Annotated in this window: 15 protein-coding genes; 9 read left to right on the top strand and 6 right to left on the bottom strand. The window is 62.0% G+C overall.

The features are described from left to right. Window positions 1-76: 76 nt before the first annotated feature. Both ACIA5H_RS16310 and ACIA5H_RS16305 read right to left on the bottom strand, forming a co-directional pair. A complete protein-coding gene (locus tag ACIA5H_RS16310; protein ID WP_397076656.1) occupies window positions 77-697 on the bottom strand; it encodes a GNAT family N-acetyltransferase in 621 nt (206 codons plus the stop codon). Next, the gene (locus tag ACIA5H_RS16305; RefSeq protein WP_397076700.1) at window positions 694-2,028 is read right to left on the bottom strand and encodes a helix-turn-helix domain-containing protein; all 1,335 of its coding nucleotides are present in this window, start codon (window positions 2,026-2,028) and stop codon (window positions 694-696) included. Before ACIA5H_RS16305 ends, ACIA5H_RS16310 begins: the two co-directional genes overlap by 4 nt. A 986-nt stretch (window positions 2,029-3,014) precedes the next feature. Between ACIA5H_RS16305 and ACIA5H_RS16300 the strand changes: the two genes are divergently transcribed. Further along, complete coding sequence (locus ACIA5H_RS16300) at window positions 3,015-3,317, top strand: hypothetical protein (protein ID WP_397076655.1); 303 nt, start codon at window positions 3,015-3,017, stop codon at window positions 3,315-3,317. Window positions 3,318-3,739: 422 nt separating this feature from the next. Here the strand turns inward: ACIA5H_RS16300 and ACIA5H_RS16295 are convergent, their stop codons facing one another. Next, on the bottom strand, window positions 3,740-5,068 hold the full coding sequence (locus ACIA5H_RS16295) for a DNA cytosine methyltransferase (RefSeq protein WP_397076654.1): 1,329 nt from the start codon (window positions 5,066-5,068) through the stop codon (window positions 3,740-3,742). A 385-nt stretch (window positions 5,069-5,453) separates the two neighbouring features. On the opposite strand from ACIA5H_RS16295, the gene ACIA5H_RS16290 reads away from it, so the two are divergent. Both ACIA5H_RS16290 and ACIA5H_RS16285 read left to right on the top strand, forming a co-directional pair. After that, window positions 5,454-6,230, top strand: a complete 777-nt coding sequence (locus ACIA5H_RS16290) for an NgoMIV family type II restriction endonuclease (RefSeq protein WP_397076653.1) — start codon at window positions 5,454-5,456, stop codon at window positions 6,228-6,230. Between the two features lie 74 nt (window positions 6,231-6,304). Then, window positions 6,305-6,769 (top strand): very short patch repair endonuclease, encoded by a 465-nt coding sequence (locus ACIA5H_RS16285; RefSeq protein ID WP_397076652.1) that lies wholly within the window; start codon window positions 6,305-6,307, stop codon window positions 6,767-6,769. Between the two features lie 134 nt (window positions 6,770-6,903). Here the strand turns inward: ACIA5H_RS16285 and ACIA5H_RS16280 are convergent, their stop codons facing one another. After that, a complete protein-coding gene (locus ACIA5H_RS16280) occupies window positions 6,904-7,176 on the bottom strand; it encodes a hypothetical protein (RefSeq protein WP_397076651.1) in 273 nt (90 codons plus the stop codon). An 825-nt stretch (window positions 7,177-8,001) separates the two neighbouring features. On the opposite strand from ACIA5H_RS16280, the gene ACIA5H_RS16275 reads away from it, so the two are divergent. The 5 genes from ACIA5H_RS16275 to ACIA5H_RS16255 all read left to right on the top strand — a co-directional run bounded on the left by ACIA5H_RS16275 (window position 8,002) and on the right by ACIA5H_RS16255 (window position 13,656). Next, the gene (locus ACIA5H_RS16275; protein ID WP_397076699.1) at window positions 8,002-8,682 is read left to right on the top strand and encodes a hypothetical protein; all 681 of its coding nucleotides are present in this window, start codon (window positions 8,002-8,004) and stop codon (window positions 8,680-8,682) included. Between the two features lie 81 nt (window positions 8,683-8,763). Next, entirely contained in the window at window positions 8,764-10,197 is a 1,434-nt protein-coding gene (locus tag ACIA5H_RS16270) for a transcriptional regulator (RefSeq protein WP_397076650.1), read from the top strand. A gap of 29 nt (window positions 10,198-10,226) precedes the next feature. Next, window positions 10,227-12,023, top strand: a complete 1,797-nt coding sequence (locus ACIA5H_RS16265; protein ID WP_397076649.1) for a DEAD/DEAH box helicase — start codon at window positions 10,227-10,229, stop codon at window positions 12,021-12,023. Between the two features lie 56 nt (window positions 12,024-12,079). Beyond that, a complete protein-coding gene (locus ACIA5H_RS16260) occupies window positions 12,080-13,114 on the top strand; it encodes a hypothetical protein (protein WP_397076648.1) in 1,035 nt (344 codons plus the stop codon). After that, window positions 13,111-13,656 (top strand): GNAT family N-acetyltransferase, encoded by a 546-nt coding sequence (locus ACIA5H_RS16255; protein WP_397076647.1) that lies wholly within the window; start codon window positions 13,111-13,113, stop codon window positions 13,654-13,656. Before ACIA5H_RS16260 ends, ACIA5H_RS16255 begins: the two co-directional genes overlap by 4 nt. A 136-nt stretch (window positions 13,657-13,792) precedes the next feature. On the opposite strand, the gene ACIA5H_RS16250 is transcribed toward ACIA5H_RS16255, so the two are convergent. Together ACIA5H_RS16250 and ACIA5H_RS16245 are read right to left on the bottom strand one after the other, a co-directional pair. Further along, window positions 13,793-14,812, bottom strand: a complete 1,020-nt coding sequence (locus tag ACIA5H_RS16250; RefSeq protein WP_379251538.1) for a Gfo/Idh/MocA family oxidoreductase — start codon at window positions 14,810-14,812, stop codon at window positions 13,793-13,795. Window positions 14,813-14,868: 56 nt separating this feature from the next. Beyond that, window positions 14,869-15,870 (bottom strand): LacI family DNA-binding transcriptional regulator, encoded by a 1,002-nt coding sequence (locus ACIA5H_RS16245; protein ID WP_355080602.1) that lies wholly within the window; start codon window positions 15,868-15,870, stop codon window positions 14,869-14,871. Between the two features lie 254 nt (window positions 15,871-16,124). Between ACIA5H_RS16245 and ACIA5H_RS16240 the strand changes: the two genes are divergently transcribed. Beyond that, window positions 16,125-17,021, top strand: coding sequence for a TIM barrel protein (locus ACIA5H_RS16240; protein ID WP_397076646.1), 897 nt, complete (start codon window positions 16,125-16,127; stop codon window positions 17,019-17,021). Window positions 17,022-17,023 lie beyond the last annotated feature (2 nt).

Below are 17,023 nucleotides of genomic sequence, written 5' to 3'. Positions count from 1 at the left end.
GCCGGATGCCCTACATGACCTTCGTCGATGGCGGACAGGAATCGCTGCATGGAAGCGCTGAGCCGCAGCTCTTTCCTCAGTGTGCAGCAGCACCCTGCTGGTCCACGTGAGCCTGTCGAAGATCGCGCATCAGAACATCGAATCGTGGCGCATCGGGCCAATCCGGGCGCAGTGTGCCGACGCGGTGCCACCCCCAGCGGCGATAGTTGTCATACGCCCGGCGGTTATCCGGTCGGACAAGCAGCGTCGCGCGCCGTTCCGGCCGACCCTCAAGTAGTTCGTCGTGCAGGGCACGCGCAATACCCTTCCCCGTAAACTGCTTGCGCACCATGATCTCGCTGAATGCGAATGTGCGAGAGCCGTTCTCGGCGGTGAAGGACGCTTGGTCGCCCTCGTCAAGTTTCAGTCCGTCCCACCACGCGGTCTTGGCAGTGAGCGGCCAACCCCATGCCTGGCCGCAGGGTTCGCCGTCGAGGCGGGCGATCACCAGCTCGAAGGCACCGGCGCGGGCGGGGTCGGTGTAGGCGTCGAAACGGTGCATGAACGCTTCGGGAGATTCGAACTCCTCGCCAGACTCGATCGCGTCAACGTAGGAGTCTCGGAAGATAGTTTCGACCTCGTCGCGTAGTTCGCGTGCCTGCGCGGCGGTGTAGCGCTGAAAGTTCAGGTCAGACAATGCGGAATCTTCGGAGGTCATACGGTGATCACCCTTTCCGCCAGCTCGTCGAATCGTGTCGAAAATTCCTCGTCCCGGCCTTCAGCCGCGACCCGCACTGGTTCGAGCAGGCGCAGCGTGCGGGTGGAGGACACAGAGTTCTCCAAGTCGGCGAGAACCGACATGCCCTCTTCGATAGCAGCGCCGATCTCACCCAGATCAGCCAGCGCCGCCGCGGAACCTGCTCGATAGTTTGCGGAGTTACGCGCACTGGACTTGTCCACAACCAGCCCGGAACAAAGGTCTGCCGATTTCGCGTGATCGCCCAAGTGGCTGAAGCCGCGGGCTTCATGGCTTCTGATCTCGGTGGCATTGACGAACCGCAACCATGGTGGGCAGTCCTCACGCGACTCATGGTCTAGCGCGAAATCAAGCTCCCGCCAAGCGATGGCCATGGCCTTTCCGAACGCGGTGCGGTCGCCGAGGACTCCGTACGCTTGCGCTTCGCGTGTCGCGATCAGGACATGGACTCGCCCCGGTGCGTGACCGCGTGTGAGCGCCCGAGCGCGGCCTGCGAGAGTCAGGGCACGGTGCGGATTCGCTTCGCCTGTGCGCTGCCGCGACAGCGCCATCTGCGCGGCGTTGAGGCAGACATGCACGGTCAGTTGGTCGTCACCGGCTTGGCTGGCCAGCGCGAACGCGTCGGCGTAGCAGCTGCGGGCGAGCGGATACCTCTCGGCGTCGTAGGCCAGCCAACCCGCAATCGTCGCAAGCTCTCCTGCGGCACTCATGAATGCGCGGCCCGCTTGTTCGGAGAACGCACAGGTATCCAAGAGGCGCTTAGCTGCCTCGAGTCCTTGAACGGCGTCGCTCACAAGGGCCGCACCACCAATGACTTGCTCGCGCCGCCCGTACTCGGCCGCAAGCGCGTCGAGCCTTTGCGCGTCGGCGATCCCGATTCGAGCTGGACCTCGATCACCACCTGCCGCGAAGTAGGCGGTACCTAGTAGCATCCCGAATTCACGTCGCTTCACAATGTCCTCGACTTCCGGCGCGCTATCGCGACCATCCCTGACCAGGCTATCGCTCGCTATGCCGACGAAGCGCTGGTGAACCAGGGGCACCGTGGCCTCGTGTACGGAGTTGATCTCGGCGCGGAAACGGGCACACTGCTCATCAGTGAGACGAGCAAGCTCGGTGTCCAACGCTTCAGCCGACTCATTCCGCACCGGCTTTGTGTGGGTTGCGCGCTCCCACTTCCGAATTGTCGCCGTCGTGAAGCCCACCTTCTCGGCGAACTGCTCCTGCGTCATCCGGAGGGCCGCCAAGCGAAGCGCTTTGACCTCCACCTTTGTCCACTTGCAGACGATCATGCTCACCCCCTGTTGCCCCTGCAAAAGCCTGTTGGCGCAAGCGTATTACTTCTGTGCAAGTCCTGTGGCTGGGATCGCATGCCTGCCCTGGCGAAGCTGGAAGCAGCCCCGCCGCCGGGTTGAAATCGGACCCTCACCGACTCCCCGGCGGCGGGTGCATGCCACGTTGAACCAGACGGAGGGACACCCGAATGAGTTCGCCGAAGGACATCAAGGACACCCCGTTGTCGGTGTGCCACTTCTACCGGAATGTGTGTGGCCTACCCGCTGAGGTAGATCCGCCGCACACGGGCCGGATCGTGATCCGCACCGGCGTCGTATGCGGGTTGATGATGCCGGCATTTCTTGGTTCTGAGGTCAAGGCGCGGATGCGGTGCCACGGTCCGGAGGTCGGCCCGATTCTGACTCACCCGCGTTCGCAGCGGTGGACAATCCTGGTGAGTGCGGATCTTCCGGACGAGATAGGGCTGTTCGCGGAGATGTCGCGCTTGCAGGTCTCCATTATCCGTGGCGGAGGAATCATCGCTCTGCCTGGCCCGGGCCAGCGACCTGGTCTGTTCCGTGCGTGGGTACAGCCGCCGAGCGGTCCGTTTCGGCCGTCCGGACGTGCCGTTGTCAGTGCGATTCGGGAGAGTGTCGCGCAGGCGAGCAAGCGGAGGGGACTGGTGCACCATGTCCGATGACGCGCACGGATGCGGCCCGGAATGCGAACCATGGATCACCGCGACGCATTGTGGCGTGACGAAGAGCGATCAAGTGACTGGTGAACTTCTCGCGGTGCGCTGTCCGTCGAAGAACTGCACTGATGTCGTTGTGCCGCTCGCCGCAGGCCGGATTGCGCCACATGTCGCCACGGCCGGTGCGGCGCGCGGTCGGTGCCCATGGACCGGCATTCGCGTGGTCGACGACCGCGCCCAGGTCCACAGCGAGATCGCTGAACCACGTCCGACCGAAGCGCTCACTCCAGACGACAGGTGGTCCGGAGTATGAACTACGACGTCCCCGCAGAGGCGGAAATCGACGTGCTCACAGACGTGCTGACCGCGCTTGGCAACGCCGCCAGGACAGCCACCGGCCGCAGACTCGCCGAGGCCGATCGTGTGCGCTTGTTCGCCGTGGTGCTGTACGAGTTGATTGTCAGCGCGCGTGGCGTGGGGGGTCCAGATTGCGGACGGCTATACGCTGCGCCAATCCTCGACCCGATTATCGAAGGTGTCGCGTCCGCCGATGAGGTGACACCAATGGATCTGCTAATTCCAGCACTTATTGCCCATCAGGCTTCGCACTAAGGTTCGCTCCAAAGCACGCACTGCTCAGGGCAGTGTCGGGAAGCCGCACGTCGGTCGAGCCGGACCGCGACCACGGCATGACCTCCGCCGGGCAGGGCTGAGACGCTATGTCCCGCGTTCCCCGAGTCACCCGCTGTTGGTGGTCGGGCTCTCCGCCGATGGTGTGCTCGGAGGGGTGACTGTTCATGACCGCCGCACCTCGGCGAGGCTATACCCTTGCTGACGCCTACATGAATTGCGGCTCTCGCCCGAGCGTTGCGACAATCATCGATCTTGCCGTGTTGGCAGACGCAGGCGCGGCGGATAGGGATTGTCCTGTACTCAGCGGGTGCATAATCTTCTTGCTTTGTTTATCAATCGTCGCCTGAAATGCGCCGTCTAGGCGGATGTGTCTAGACGGCGTTCTCGGATCCGCAGTTAGTTCAACTGATGCGTGACAGGTTATTCCGAAAAAATTCGTGGCGCGCGTGATCTTTCTGGCCGGTGAAGGCTCTGAACTCGCCAAGTCTATATGCCAACCCCGCGCTGCGCTCCTCTTTCAGGATCTCGAAGTCCTTGCTGAGCAAGCTAATCCGTCGATCGATCTCCGGATCATCCAGCTCCAGTCCGGCTTTTTTGGCAATCTGCTCAGCGGTGAGGAATTTATCTTGGTCTCGCAAAACTCGATAGATGGGATCAGTAAAGGTATCTATATCTCGCTGAACGTGTGGTCCTTCGTGGCGAAGCGCTCGCGCTATCGACAACCCGAGCGCTCTTGCAACGGGTGGTGGAAAGGCGTTGCCGATCTGCCGGTATTGCGCTGTCTTGCCGCCTTCGAACCGCCATGCATATTCGTGGCCCTCGGGTCGTGTAGAGGCGATCTCCGCAGCATGTTCTTTGTCCCGGATAAGTAGCCAACCTTGCAGCCTGGCCACCATCTCCACGGTCAACTTGGGGCCGAACTCGGTCATGGGACGCTTTTCATACGGCGGAGCGGTGTCGTGCACGCCGTAGGCATCGACCCCCAATTCCGCCCAGGCGCGTTTTGCTCGTGTAGGCCCAAGGTCTGCGCCGCCGTGTTTTTTGGAACCGCCTACGATTGTTGGAGCGATGTCGTTCGCCTTCTTCGCCCATTCTTTGGCACCCGGCCATTGGCGTGCCTCCATTAGTGGCAGCAGGGTCTCGCCAACAGTTTTGGCCTGTTTGGACTTTTTCGGCCAATGGAAATATTTAAAATCTTCCGGCTTCATGGCGATGAGTACAAATCGGGGACGAAGCTGTGGAACGCCATGGTCGGAAGCGTTGACAAGCCGCCATTCGGCCGAATAGCCGAAATGAAGTAGCCGGTCCAGAACATGTTGGCGGTATCCCGCGAAGCGTGGGAGGCTAAGTCCACGAACATTCTCAAGCAGCAGGGCGCGAGGCTGCAAGATATCAACCTGTTCGACTGCCCAAGCGAACAGGTCCCGCCCATCGTTCGCTCCAAGCTGTTTTCCAGCAATGGAGAAAGGAGGGCACGGAACGCCGCCTGCGAACAGGTCAATCGCGCGTCCGTCTGGCCGAGATTCTGGGGAAAACGCCTTTGGATCGAAGATGTCGGTATTTGCAACATCGCCCTGCGCCACTTTCCAGCCAGGTCGATTGAGCTCAATTGTGGCGGCTGCAGTCGGGTCGAGTTCCACTGCGAGTTCGTGCTCGAATCCGGCCAGCTCAAGACCTAGCGCTTGCCCACCGGCGCCGGCGCAGATCTCGATCACACTGAGTTCGGTCACACCGATACCTTTCGACGTCGTGGTCGGTCGTGCCCAGACCTGTCCATGGACCTCACTGTGTTCAGGGCATGGGTAATCCCGAAACTGGTGTCAACGCTGCAAATTGCAGAAGAGGCTGCACTTCGCTGCGTGGTCGGAGCGTAGGCGGAGAACGGTACGGCGCGACCCGCGGCTGGCGGAACATCGCGCGGAGCTGCGTATCGGACATCGCACCGACCGCCGTCGGCCGCTGCATCCTCCGCTGATGGGGGTGCCGAAGTTGCGAAGCCGTGGCGGGCGCGGGAGGCGGTGCCTTCGATGGGCCATCCGAACATGTGAGCGATCATAGGGCAAGAAGCGGCAATCAACCGGCGGGACGCCCCGATGGCAGGGTACATTGCGCTTCGTGGGAGCGCCGTTCAGAACAGAACTGTTGGGATGGAAGCGCAGCAAAAAGAACTCGCTTGGCTGGCAATGGGTTCCGAACTCGGCCGATGTTGACAACCCGACCAGTCTCAGGCTGGCGGCGTTGGTGCTCGATCGTCTAGGGGAGCCGAACCCGAATCTGAGTGGTCAACCGGTCGAGGAGCCGCCGGCCAACCCGGGTGGACTCCTGGAAGTCCAAGTGGGCACCGACCTGGCGACCGCGCTGCCCACGCTCGACGATCGCCGTGACTGGGAGGTGAAGCGGGGTCGCAGTATCGTGGAATATGCCCAGTATCAACACCTGGCGGGCATCGACGAAGCAATCGAGAAAAATCCGAACCTCCGAGTCACGCTCGGCACGGACTACTTGATCAAGCCAGATGTTCTGGTAGGTATTAAAGGAACTCCCACTCAGACCAAGCATCCGTGGCTCCACGCAGCGCTGGCTTGTAAGTGGACTATTCGATCTGATCGGGTGCAAAACATTCGGCACGAGAATGGCAATATGATTCGGCATCGCCGTGGAAGGCTGCCCCATCTGGTGACAGTCACTGCTGAACCTCTTCCAACCCGGCTGGCATCGATTGCTAGAGGAACTGGTGAGGTGGACGCGACTTACCATATTGCGTTCGATGAGTTGAAACATGCAGTTGGGCTAGAGGGGAGTTCGGTTCAGAAAGCCGCATGGGATGAGGTGACGGGCCAGGGAAGGCTTCTCGACTACCGGACTTTGGCCCAGTCGCTGGTGGACTGGTAGCCGTCGGCTGCATCACTGCAACTTTTGGCTGGAGTACAATTTCTTAGCGCACCCCCAGGCGATGAGGCGAAGATGTGACGGAACATGACGCAGAAGGTCCATGTCAGAGTGATCGGAAGGGTCTCAGATACCCCGCTCCCCTCAATGAGGGACGTTCTCGGAATATGCGAGCAAACCGCCGGACTGACACGAAGCCAGAGATGCGGCTGCGAAGCGCGCTGCACCGGTTGGGTTACAGATTTCGTAAGGACCTACGCCTCGATTTGGGGACTGCGAAGATCCGTCCGGACATCGTCTTCACTGCACGCAGGGTAGCAGTGTTCGTTGATGGATGTTTCTGGCACGTATGTCCGGAGCATGGTCGGCAACCAGCAACAAATGAGTGGTACTGGACTCCAAAGCTCAAGCGAAATATTGAGCGTGACAAAGCTGCGGATATCGCCCTGGTACATGCCGGCTGGAAAGTGGTTCGGCTCTGGGAACATGAGGGTCTTGACGCATCGGTAGAAGCTGTGTTGAGAGCCTTAGGAGACCGTTAGGCCGACAACTCCGGATAACACGCCCTCCATGCCGTCATCGCCGGGTAAATACTTCCTAATTTCAGTGGCGTCGCAAAAGAGAAAATTTTGCAGCGTTGGCGTCCGGTGTGTTAGGCCGACTTGTGATGTTGTCACTACGACTGCAAACGGATCAAGCTGGCGAGCGCTCGCTCCAGCAGGATATCAGCGTCACGGCGCTTTCCCCGCTGATTGAGTGATTGGAGAATCTGCAATACATCGAGCCCGGACCGGCTGCCGGCGTAGCCGATTATCGTGTCAGTTGCTTCGTCCAAGCCCAGTTCCCGGCAGGAAGCGACGGCATCTGCCGTCTCATCGGGGGCGGCTTCGGTGCCGACATACCGGATGAGGCCGTTGACCCGCTCGAAGTTGCCGGCCGAGATGTACACGGCTAAATCTCTCGCTGGCGGCCAGGCCACGTCGATGTTCCCACTGTTGCGCCGGTCCTCCTCGTGATGGGGGACCGGCGCAACATGCGTTCCTATACCGGCGGAGATTCCAGCCGGCTTAGCTGCCGGGCTGGAGCGATTGAGTGTCCCGGCTTGTCCATGCGCTACAGGCGCACCGCAGGTCGGACAGGGTGCAGTTCGTTGCGGTTCGTCCCGCAGACCGAGGCGGGAAAGCGCTAGCCGGAGGCTGTTCAGCTCCTCCCAGGGAGTAATTGCCCCCTCGGTGCGACAACTGGCCAACGCGAGTTCGTGGAGCTCCCGGAGGGGTGCTTCCCGGGGTGGGCGCTTGCGTCGGCCGTTGGCTAGGTCGGACAGTACAGACCTGCTTAAATTCCTCTCCGACTTGTCTCTCTCGGGCAGCTTTTCGGCGATCGCCTTCTCGACTGCTCGGCAGGATAAGCCGATTCGTTCGAGCAGACCGCGCACCGCCTCGGCGAGCTTCCGCTGCTCGGGCGACAAGCTGGGACTGAGTTCTTCGAACTGCCCGCGCTGTGGGAACTTCCCGCGTTGCTGCAAACCGGATCTCCCCCGTGAGAGTCATCCACCTGGACCATCCCATCTTCCTGTCCCACAGGTGGCTTGCGCGTGCGATTGCTGTCCTGGTTCCGGAGAATCCGAAACCCGGACAGCGCGGGCCTTTCGATTCATGCGCCACTGCTGTTCAGTTCAGGGAGTGCCGTATGCCGATCTTGGACGGCCCGCCCTGCCCGCGGTGCTGCGCAAGGCTGCTCGGACTGGACTGAAAGGTGGATTCCACACGTGACTATGCCCAATTGGAACGACTCGAATCTCGGCGCTATGAAGCGCGTGGCGCTCTGGCTTGTACAGGATGTAGGGGTGGGACAGGTGTTCACGAAAAATCAGCTGCGCGAAGCCTTTCCAGACACCTCTCAGATCGACCGTCGGATGCGCGACCTGCGTGACTTCGAATGGCGGATCGACACCAATCGGGAGGATCCCGCCCTGGGTTCGCACGAACATCGCTTTGTCGAGCAGGGCATCGCAGTGTGGGAGCCCGGCAAGGCGACCCGAAAGGTCGGTGTCACAGTGACGGCAGCTGAGCGGCACGCCGTGATGATGCGCGACGGACACAAATGCCGATCATGCGGAATCGGCCCCGGTGAGCAGTATGCCGGCACGTATGTTGCCTCACAGCTCGATGTTGCTCGCCGATCAGTTCGGATGCCCACGGGCGAGACGAGCATGCAGCTGATGATTGAGTGCAACAGGTGCCGCATCGGCGGCCGTGACTTGTCGGCGGACTTAGGTGATGTTCTGTCGCGCATCGATCGCCTGCCTGCCTACGAGCGAAAGATGTTGGCCTCGTGGGTAGAACAGGATGCCCGCAGTTTCAGCGAGACCGAGGACCTGTGGGCGGCCTACCGAACTTTGCCTGCAGACTCTAGGGATGAAGTTCGTGCGGCGCTGAAACAGCTCCGTGCTTGATATGCCTGAGCGGCCCAGGACTTACTGCCCGCAGTGGCACCTCTTGTCATCATGCCAATCTCTGAGCAAGGATTTCAAAATATGTTTATCAATTTCGAAGATCCGCCAAATGCCGCTGCTACTCGCTCGCTAGTTGAGGAACGAATTAAGGAGCAGCGCGACAGTGAGGGCGTCCCGGAAACCTCGACGGTAGAATGGCGTAGCCGACCTTTGCATGTAGAGGTCATTGATATGCCTTTGGAAGTTCTTCTGTACAATCCAGGCACTCACCGAATTCGCGCCCAACGCAGCCTTGATCCAGGTCGTGATGCGCTTCTTACGGCGAATCCGTGGAGTGCGGAGAGTCAGGACTACCTCCGGCATCTGTTAACGATACGTCCATCGGAACCGACTCATCGAGACCCAGCCTTCGATAAGCTGAAAGAAAATCTAAAGGAACACAAGCAGAACGAACCTGGCCTGATAACTCGCCACGGAATTCTTGTTAACGGAAATACTCGCTGCGCTGCGCTTCGGGAACTTAAGTCTACTGCTAGCATGCGGGTCGGTGTGCTGCCGGAATCGTGCACGTGGGACGACATCAATGACGTTGAACTCTCCTTGCAATTGCGTCCTGACCAGAGGCGTGATTATTCGTACATCAACCGTCTGCTCGCAATAGATGAACAGAGTGTCCAGCTTAATCGTGATCTTTCGGTAATCGCCAAGGCGTTTCGTACTACGACGAAGTCGTGTCAACGTGATATTTGGGTTCTCGCGCAGCTAAGGGAAGTGATCCGGCGAAGCACTACAAAAGAAGGTGTGTCGCTCAGGCTCATGGACCTGGAAGGGGCCAAGGGGCGGCTTGAGGAGCTTCACCGCGCATACAACGAGGAAGTGCGCAAGAGTAAGGAGCGGGCTGAGTTGCTCAAGGAGGCGCGGTTAGCGGCTATCATTCTTGAGTTCTCCAAGACCGACGTCCGGTGCATTGGTGCTGATTTTCACAGTCGTTACCTGCAAAAAAACCTGCCCGATGGGCTCAAGGTAACTGAAAATGCGGCTCCCACCGCTGTCACGATCCCTGGACTGAACCGAAAAGTCACAGCTGAAGGAGCAAACGTCATCGCCGCGAGGTCGGTCACAGATGCGCTGCTCCAAGCCAAAGCGGTCACGGCGGCCGGCCATGCTTCAGCCTTGGCCGCGCAGTCTGCTGCATCCTCCACCCTCGAGGCGTATGAAAAGGCTTTTGACAAGGCTATTGAGAGCGCAGGCAGCGACTTCAGGTTGCGCAAGAAGCAGTTGGCCGCTCCTGATCGAATCAACAACGCATGCAAAGACCTTGAGCAGTCAATTACTGATTTAGTCCTGTCGCGAGGCAATGCAAGTCTTGACGAGGGGGCATTCGATGACGCCCTTGATGTGCTCCGCACTGTATTAGGCAAGTTGGCGATCGAAGCACAACGAACTATAGAGCTGCCGGGTAATGGCCTGGCATGGTTGACTGCCGCGGTAGAAGTGAAGCAGTCACAGGAATGAGTAATCCTGAGACCTCACCCTCGTTGCGATTGAGTTTCGACGTGACACGTACGCGTGTCGAACTACGTACATCGTCGGCCTTTCAGCGGGACTTCGCGCAGCTAACCGCGCGGATCTCCCCAGGCGGCTGGCGCGGATCGCTGTCGGCGGAGATCGACCTTGATGACTTCCTGGTCAACCTCATTGAACTGGCTACTTGGAATCATCCAGGTGTCGACTGGGATGCAGACCTGATGGCGCTCGTCAATGGCGTACTGGACGATGCAGACACGGTCCAGCGCAGCCTCGGTGACACGCCAGATGCTGTTCAGGCTATACAGCCAGATGATGTACTCGGGCTGTTGGGGTCGGACTGGATCGCCGACCTCACGCCGTTCCAGCAACGTGACATCGCCCGATTGCTCTCTTTGCGCCACGGCGCCAACTTCAGTGTCCCAGGTGCCGGCAAAACCCGTGTGGCATTGGCGGTCTACGCAGCGATGCGCAGGCGCGGTGATGCGCAGCGTCTCCTCGTCGTCGGACCGAAGTCTGCCTATGAGTCATGGGAGTACGAGAACTCCACCTGCTTTAAACAGCCGATGCGCACTGCGGTTTTGGGGCGATCGGAGGACGGTCTCGCGGAGTTGCAGATAGTGAACTACGAGCGGCTGGACCGTTCTTTGGGCGAACTAGCCGCATGGTTGCGGGCGGGAGCCGCGATGGTCGTGCTCGACGAGGCGCATCGCATGAAACTTGGCGCAAGCGGTACGTACGGCTCTGCGTGCTTGGCGCTGGGGCCGCTTGCAACCAGGCGGTTGATTCTAACCGGAACGCCAGCCCCGAACGGGGCCAAAGATCTAGAGAACTTGCTTTCGTTCGTATGGCCCGGCCGCGGAAAGCGGGTGGTGACTGAGGCTGTGGGTGGGGGTGATCTTGCTTACGCTAGCTCGGTTCTTCGCCCGCTTTTCACCCGTACAACTAAGCATGAGCTTGGTCTTCCCCCCTTCGAACCGAAAGTCCGTTATGTGGAGATGCCATCGCTGCATGCTGAGGTGTACGAAGCCATGAAGGGCAACTTTTCCGCCCGAGCGGAAGGCTCGCGTAGGAGCATTGAGGCGTTGGGTCGTGCCATGCTGCGGCTACTGATGGCTGCCATCAGCCCAGCTCTGCTTCTGGAAGGAGCCAGCCCGTACGAGCCTTTGGAGTACCAACTCCCACCGCTACAACCTTCTCCGGACGACTCTCTGTTCGAGCTGCTGCAAAAGCTACCGCGCATCGAACTGTCACCGAAGTATCAGGAGACGCTGAGGATCGTTGCGGATAATGCAGCCAATGGCCGGAAAACTCTGGTCTGGACTACATTTGTGCGCAGCCTCGCCACCTTGGAGAAGTTGCTCCAACGGTACAACCCAGCTGTGGTCTACGGTGGAACCCCCGACCGAGACGAGCAGCTACGGCGATTCCGCCAGGATCCCGACTGCCACGTCCTGATATCTAATCCGGCGACTCTCGGTGAAGGCATCAGTCTTCATCAGGTTTGTCACGATGCCGTCTACGTGGATCGTGACTTCATGGCTGGGCGGTTCCTACAAAGCCTGGACCGCATTCACCGCCTTGGCCTAGCCCCCGACACTGAGACAAGGGTCACTATTCTGGTGACACGCAATACGGTCGATGAAGTGGTCCGTCTGCGGCTGGAGGAGAAGTTGGACTTCATGGGTCGCATTCTTGACGACCCTGGTGTCCAGCAGCTTGCGGACCTACAGGAGGAACCGGCGGTTGGTGCGGGGATGGACGCCGCCGACGTACTTGCGCTTGTACGGCATCTCGATAGGCCGGTCGGGTAAATCCGCGGCCATGGCCAGTCCATCTTGAAAGCGGTACCGGGAAAGAGGTTGACGACGTGCAACGCCGAACCTTTCTGCTCAGCGCGTCAGCCGCCGGTGTCGGTATGGCCTTCGGATTGGAGTCGGCTCGGCACGGCCTGAATCGCGCTGTGTCAGAGGGTGTTCCGGTCGATCTGGAGGACTGGAACGAGATAGTCCGCGAATACGGAGCCGCATACGTCACCCACACGTCCACCGAGTTGCAAGAGATGCTGTTGGTGGATGTCCTGAGTCTCGAGGCGGCGCTCGGTTCATCGCGGAGCGCTAGCCAGCGCCGCGAGCTGTACAGGATAGGCGCTCTTTTGAGCCAGTACATGGCTCAATCAATCGGGGACCTCGGCCGCCGACGCGAAGGGGCGCGGTGGTGGCGCACGGCTCGCTACGCCGCAGATTGCTCAGGCGATCCCCACACCATCATGTTCGTGCGGGGACGCAAAGCCATCCGGGGGATCTATGACGGACTGGATCCTGAAGCCATCATCGAGGAGATCGGCAAATGCGATCCCCTGATCGCGGACGGTCCGGCAGTCGGGAGACCCAGCCTGCTTGCTGCGCGGGCCCAGTCCTTCGCTTTGTTGGGTCGCGCGGACGAGGCGGAGTCGTCATTGAACGATCTGCGGGAGACATTCGCAGCTCTGCCGTCTTCCATGACCAAGGATCACAGCTGGCACTGCTGGGCATATCCGGAAGAGCGAGTCAGATTCGCTGAAAGCTTCGTATACTCGCATCTCGGCGATAGCCGCCGGGCAGAAGAGGCGCAGGCGGCGGCGCTCAACCTGTATCCGCCGAATAGTCGGCGCGGGCCGGTCCAGATCGAGTTGCAGCGTGGCATCTGCTTGGTCTCGGCAGGAGACCCAACTGAGGGTGCTGGTCATGCAACTACCACCCTGGCGGGTTTGCCGATCGAGCACCGGACGCGGTTTGTCATGGGTTTGGGGGAACAAGTCCTCGCGGCCGTACCGAAGGGTCAGCGGCGCATGCGCAGCGCTCTGGAACTCCACGAACTACTGCGGGACGACGCCTTTTGTCGTGAGAAGGCCATCGGGTCATGACCTCGCGCCTGCTCGATCTCGCCCACTACGACGCCGCTGAGGCACTCGAACTCGAAGACGAACTCAAGGCCCTGTACTTCGACTCCCACCGCGAGCAGCAAGACAACCCGTGGTACAGCCCAGTGCGATTCTGGGAACGACTCGAAGAAATGTACGCACCGATAACAGGCTTCGAACTGGTCGCGGGACGAATAGACGGCCGGATGATCGGCTATGCCTTCGGCACTCCCTACAGCAGACCACAAGCGGTGTGGAAGAAAGCAATTCGGGTCTACCCGCAATCGGCCCCTGAAACAGAGGGCGCACCCGTCTACATCTTTCGCGAGTTCGCCGTACATCCCGACTACCAAGGCCAAGGTTTCGCGAGGGCCATCCACGATGCCTTGCTGACGCGGCGGCCGGAATCACTGGCGTACCTGCTGGTGCGAGTCGGCAACCCGGCCCGCGCCGCATACGAGGCATGGGGTTGGCGCGTGATCGGCCAAGACCAGCCGTTCGCCGACTCTCCGATTATGGATGAGATGGCCCGGCTGTTGAGCTGACTCATCCATTGCCGGTCACGTGCGCCCGCAGGAAGAGCGCAAGCTCATCGAATAGCTTCACGATGCCCATATGAGTCTTCCGCCGCCAAGCTGATCACTGAATCGGAATGTCGGCTCCACCGACCCCGGGTATCTCTCAGCGCCGTACTTCAGCTATTTCGACAGCCCTACCCTGTCGCCGCGACAGCTCGCATGCCTCTGCAACATAGAACGCCTCCAGAGCCTCCGCCGGAGTGCAGGGACTATCGAGCCGCCCGGCCGCAACCTCGATGAACGCCGCCAGCTCCTCCGCATACGCCGGACGGAACCGTTCCATGAAACCCCCATAGGGAGGGTAGGGGGAGGGATTGTGATCGGGTTCGACGGAAATCAGCGGCGAGCGGTCGTCCAATCCGACGATGGCATTCCCGCTGGAACCCAACGCTTCCAGCCGAACGTCATACCCAGCCCCGTTGTACCGGGTCAGCGATACGGTGGCCAGCGTCCCATCATCCAGACGCAGCACCACCGCCGCCGTGTCGACGTCATCCGCTTCGGCGAAGAACGCCGCGCCCCGGTTCGCCCCGAGCGCATACACCTCGACGATCTCTCGCCCCGTCACCCAACGAATGATGTCGAAATCATGCACCCCGCAGTCGCGGAAGATCCCACCCGACCGCGGAATGTACTCGGCGGGCGGCGGGGCCGGATCAAGTGTGGTCGCCCGCAAGGTATGCAGCCACCCCAGCCTGCCGGAGCGAATCGCCTCGCGGGCCGCGCGATAACCGGCGTCGAACCGCCGTTGAAAGCCGATCTGGACGGGAACCGAGGAGTCGCGGAGGTGATCGATGACGGCGAGGGTCCCGGCGATATCGGCCGCCACGGGCTTTTCGCAGAACACGGGGATCCCAGCGTCGACGGCGCGAATGATGAGTTCGGGGTGGGAGTCGGTGGCGGTGGCGATGATCAGGCCGTCGAGGTCGGCGGCGAAGAGGGTGTCGAGGTCGGGGGCGAATTCGACGCCGAGGACGGCGGCGGTGGTGCGGGCGCGGTCGGCGTCGGCGTCGGCTACCAGGACGGTGGCGACGTTCGGGAGCTTCTTCAGGGTCTCGGCGTGCGAGGTTCCGATGCGGCCGGTTCCGGCGAGGCCCAGCGTGACGGGTCGGTGAGGTGACATCGGCTCTCCTTATATATGGACGCGACGTGTGTCGGCGGGCCTCCGGGCCCGGTGGTTCAGCGTGGGGCGGCTGTGGTGGAGCGGACGACGAGTGACGGTTCCACCCGGCGGCGGGCCGGGGTGGTGCGGCCGTCGCGGAGTCGTTCGGTGAGCGCGTCGATCGCTAGGCGGCCCATCTGGATGCGGGGCTGGTCGATGGTGGTCAGCGCGACGTGACGCAGTGCGGCAAGCGAGGTGTTGTCGTAGCCGACGACCGAGACGTCCTCGGGCACCCGCAGGCCCGCTTCCTCCAGCGCGGACATCGCCCCCACGGCGTTGAAGTCGTTGCCGCAGACCAGAGCGGTGGGGAAGTTGTCGTGGGAGAACAGGTTCAGCAGTTTGCGCACCGCGGCCATGCCCGCGGAGTCGGTGTGCTCGCTCGGCACGACCATCGGTTCCAGGCCGTGGCGCTGCATGGCGGCGCGGTAGCCCTTGCGGCGCGGGGCCGAGGTGAAAGCGCCGCCGCCGTCGAGGTGCACGATGCGCCGATGTCCGAGCATGACCAGGTGGTCGACGGCCAATCCGGTGCCGACCTCGCCGTTGTCGTTGACCGTGTCGATCTCGGTGACGGTGGACGTGCGGGATACCAGCACCAGCGGAGCCTGCTGCGCCGCTGCGCGAATGGCGGCGGCGGGCAGGATCGGCGACAGCAGGATGATCCCCCCGGGACGGAAGGAGAGCAGGCTCTCCAGCGCGGTGCGCTCGCGGGCGGCGGTGCGTCGGCCGGTGTTGAGGATCAGTTCGAGGCCGGCGGCCTGGGCGGCGGCGTCCATCCCTTCGACGACGTCGGCGAAGAAGGCGTTGCGCAGGTCGGAGACCATGACGCCGACGATGTTGGAGGTCCGGCTGGCCAGCGAGCGCGCCATGATGTGCGGTTGGTAGCCGAGGTCTTTCGCCGCGTCGAGCACGGCGCGGCGACGGTGCTCGCTGACCTTCGGGGAGTTGCGCATGACCAGCGAGACGAGGGCGCGGGAGACGCCGGCGCGGGCGGCGACGTCTTCCATGGTCGGTCGTGCCATGTCGCCTCCGTTCCGCGTTCGCAGGCCTTTTCGGCTCGGACGATACAAGCTGCGCGCGGGCTGATCAATAGAGCGCTCTAATCGGACTTCACGAGTGGCGTATCGGTTCGGGCGAGGCGCTCACAGCCGAATATCGCCTGGTGATTGCGTTTTTGCGACGCGCTGACGACTCTTGACACCCTATGACCTGCGTTACATAGTTGGAGCGCTCCAATAGAGCGGTTCACCTCGACGTCGAAGGTCGGAGAGCACCGATGACCGAATCCCTCTACCCGCTGCGCATCGCGGCCGCGCCGATCTCCTGGGGAGTATGCGAGGTCCCCGGTTGGGGCCACGTGCTCGACGCGCCCACCGTCCTGGCCGAGATGGCACAGCTCGGCCTGACCGCGACGGAACTCGGTCCTCCCGGCTATCTGCCACGCGACCCAGGTGAGCTGCGCCGGTTGCTGGAGACCTTCGGACTCACCGCCGTCGGCGGATTCCTCGCCGCCGTGCTGCACCGCGACCGGCAGGACGCCGTCGCCCGCGCCGAGGACACCGCCGCCCAGCTGGCCGCCGCGGGCGCGGAAGTCCTCGTCCTCGCCGCCGCGACCGGTTTCGACGGGTACGACGCGCGCCCGCAACTGGACGGCTCCGAGTGGAGCGCCTTGGTCGACACGGCCACCGCGATCCGGGACGTAGCCGCCGCGCACGGCCTGCGCACGGTGCTGCACCCGCATGTCGGCACCCATGTGGAGAGCGAGGCCGAGGTCGAGCGGTTCCTCGCTGATTCCGATCTCGACATCTGCCTGGACACCGGGCATCTGCTCATCGGCGGCACCGACCCGGTCCGGCTCGCGCGACGACACGCGGAGCGGATCGGGCACATCCATCTCAAAGACGTGCGCGGCGCGCTGGCCGATCAGGTCCGTGCCGGAAAGCTGGACTACAGCTCGGCCGTGTGCCGTGGGCTGTATGTGCCGCTGGGCGAGGGCGAGGTCGACATCGCGGCACTCGTGCACACCGCCCGGGCCGCGGGCTACCGGGGCTGGTACGTGCTGGAGCAGGACGCCGCGCTGCGGCCGGGCGAGTCGGCGCGGCAGGCGAGCGACGACACCGGGCGCAGCCTGCGCCACCTCGCGGACATCGCGCTCGCCGCCGCGGGAATCTGAGG

The organism is Nocardia sp. NPDC051900 (assembly GCF_044452545.1).
GTDB classification, from domain to species: domain Bacteria; phylum Actinomycetota; class Actinomycetes; order Mycobacteriales; family Mycobacteriaceae; genus Nocardia; species Nocardia sichangensis.
This window is presented reverse-complemented; position numbering and strand designations above follow the sequence as displayed.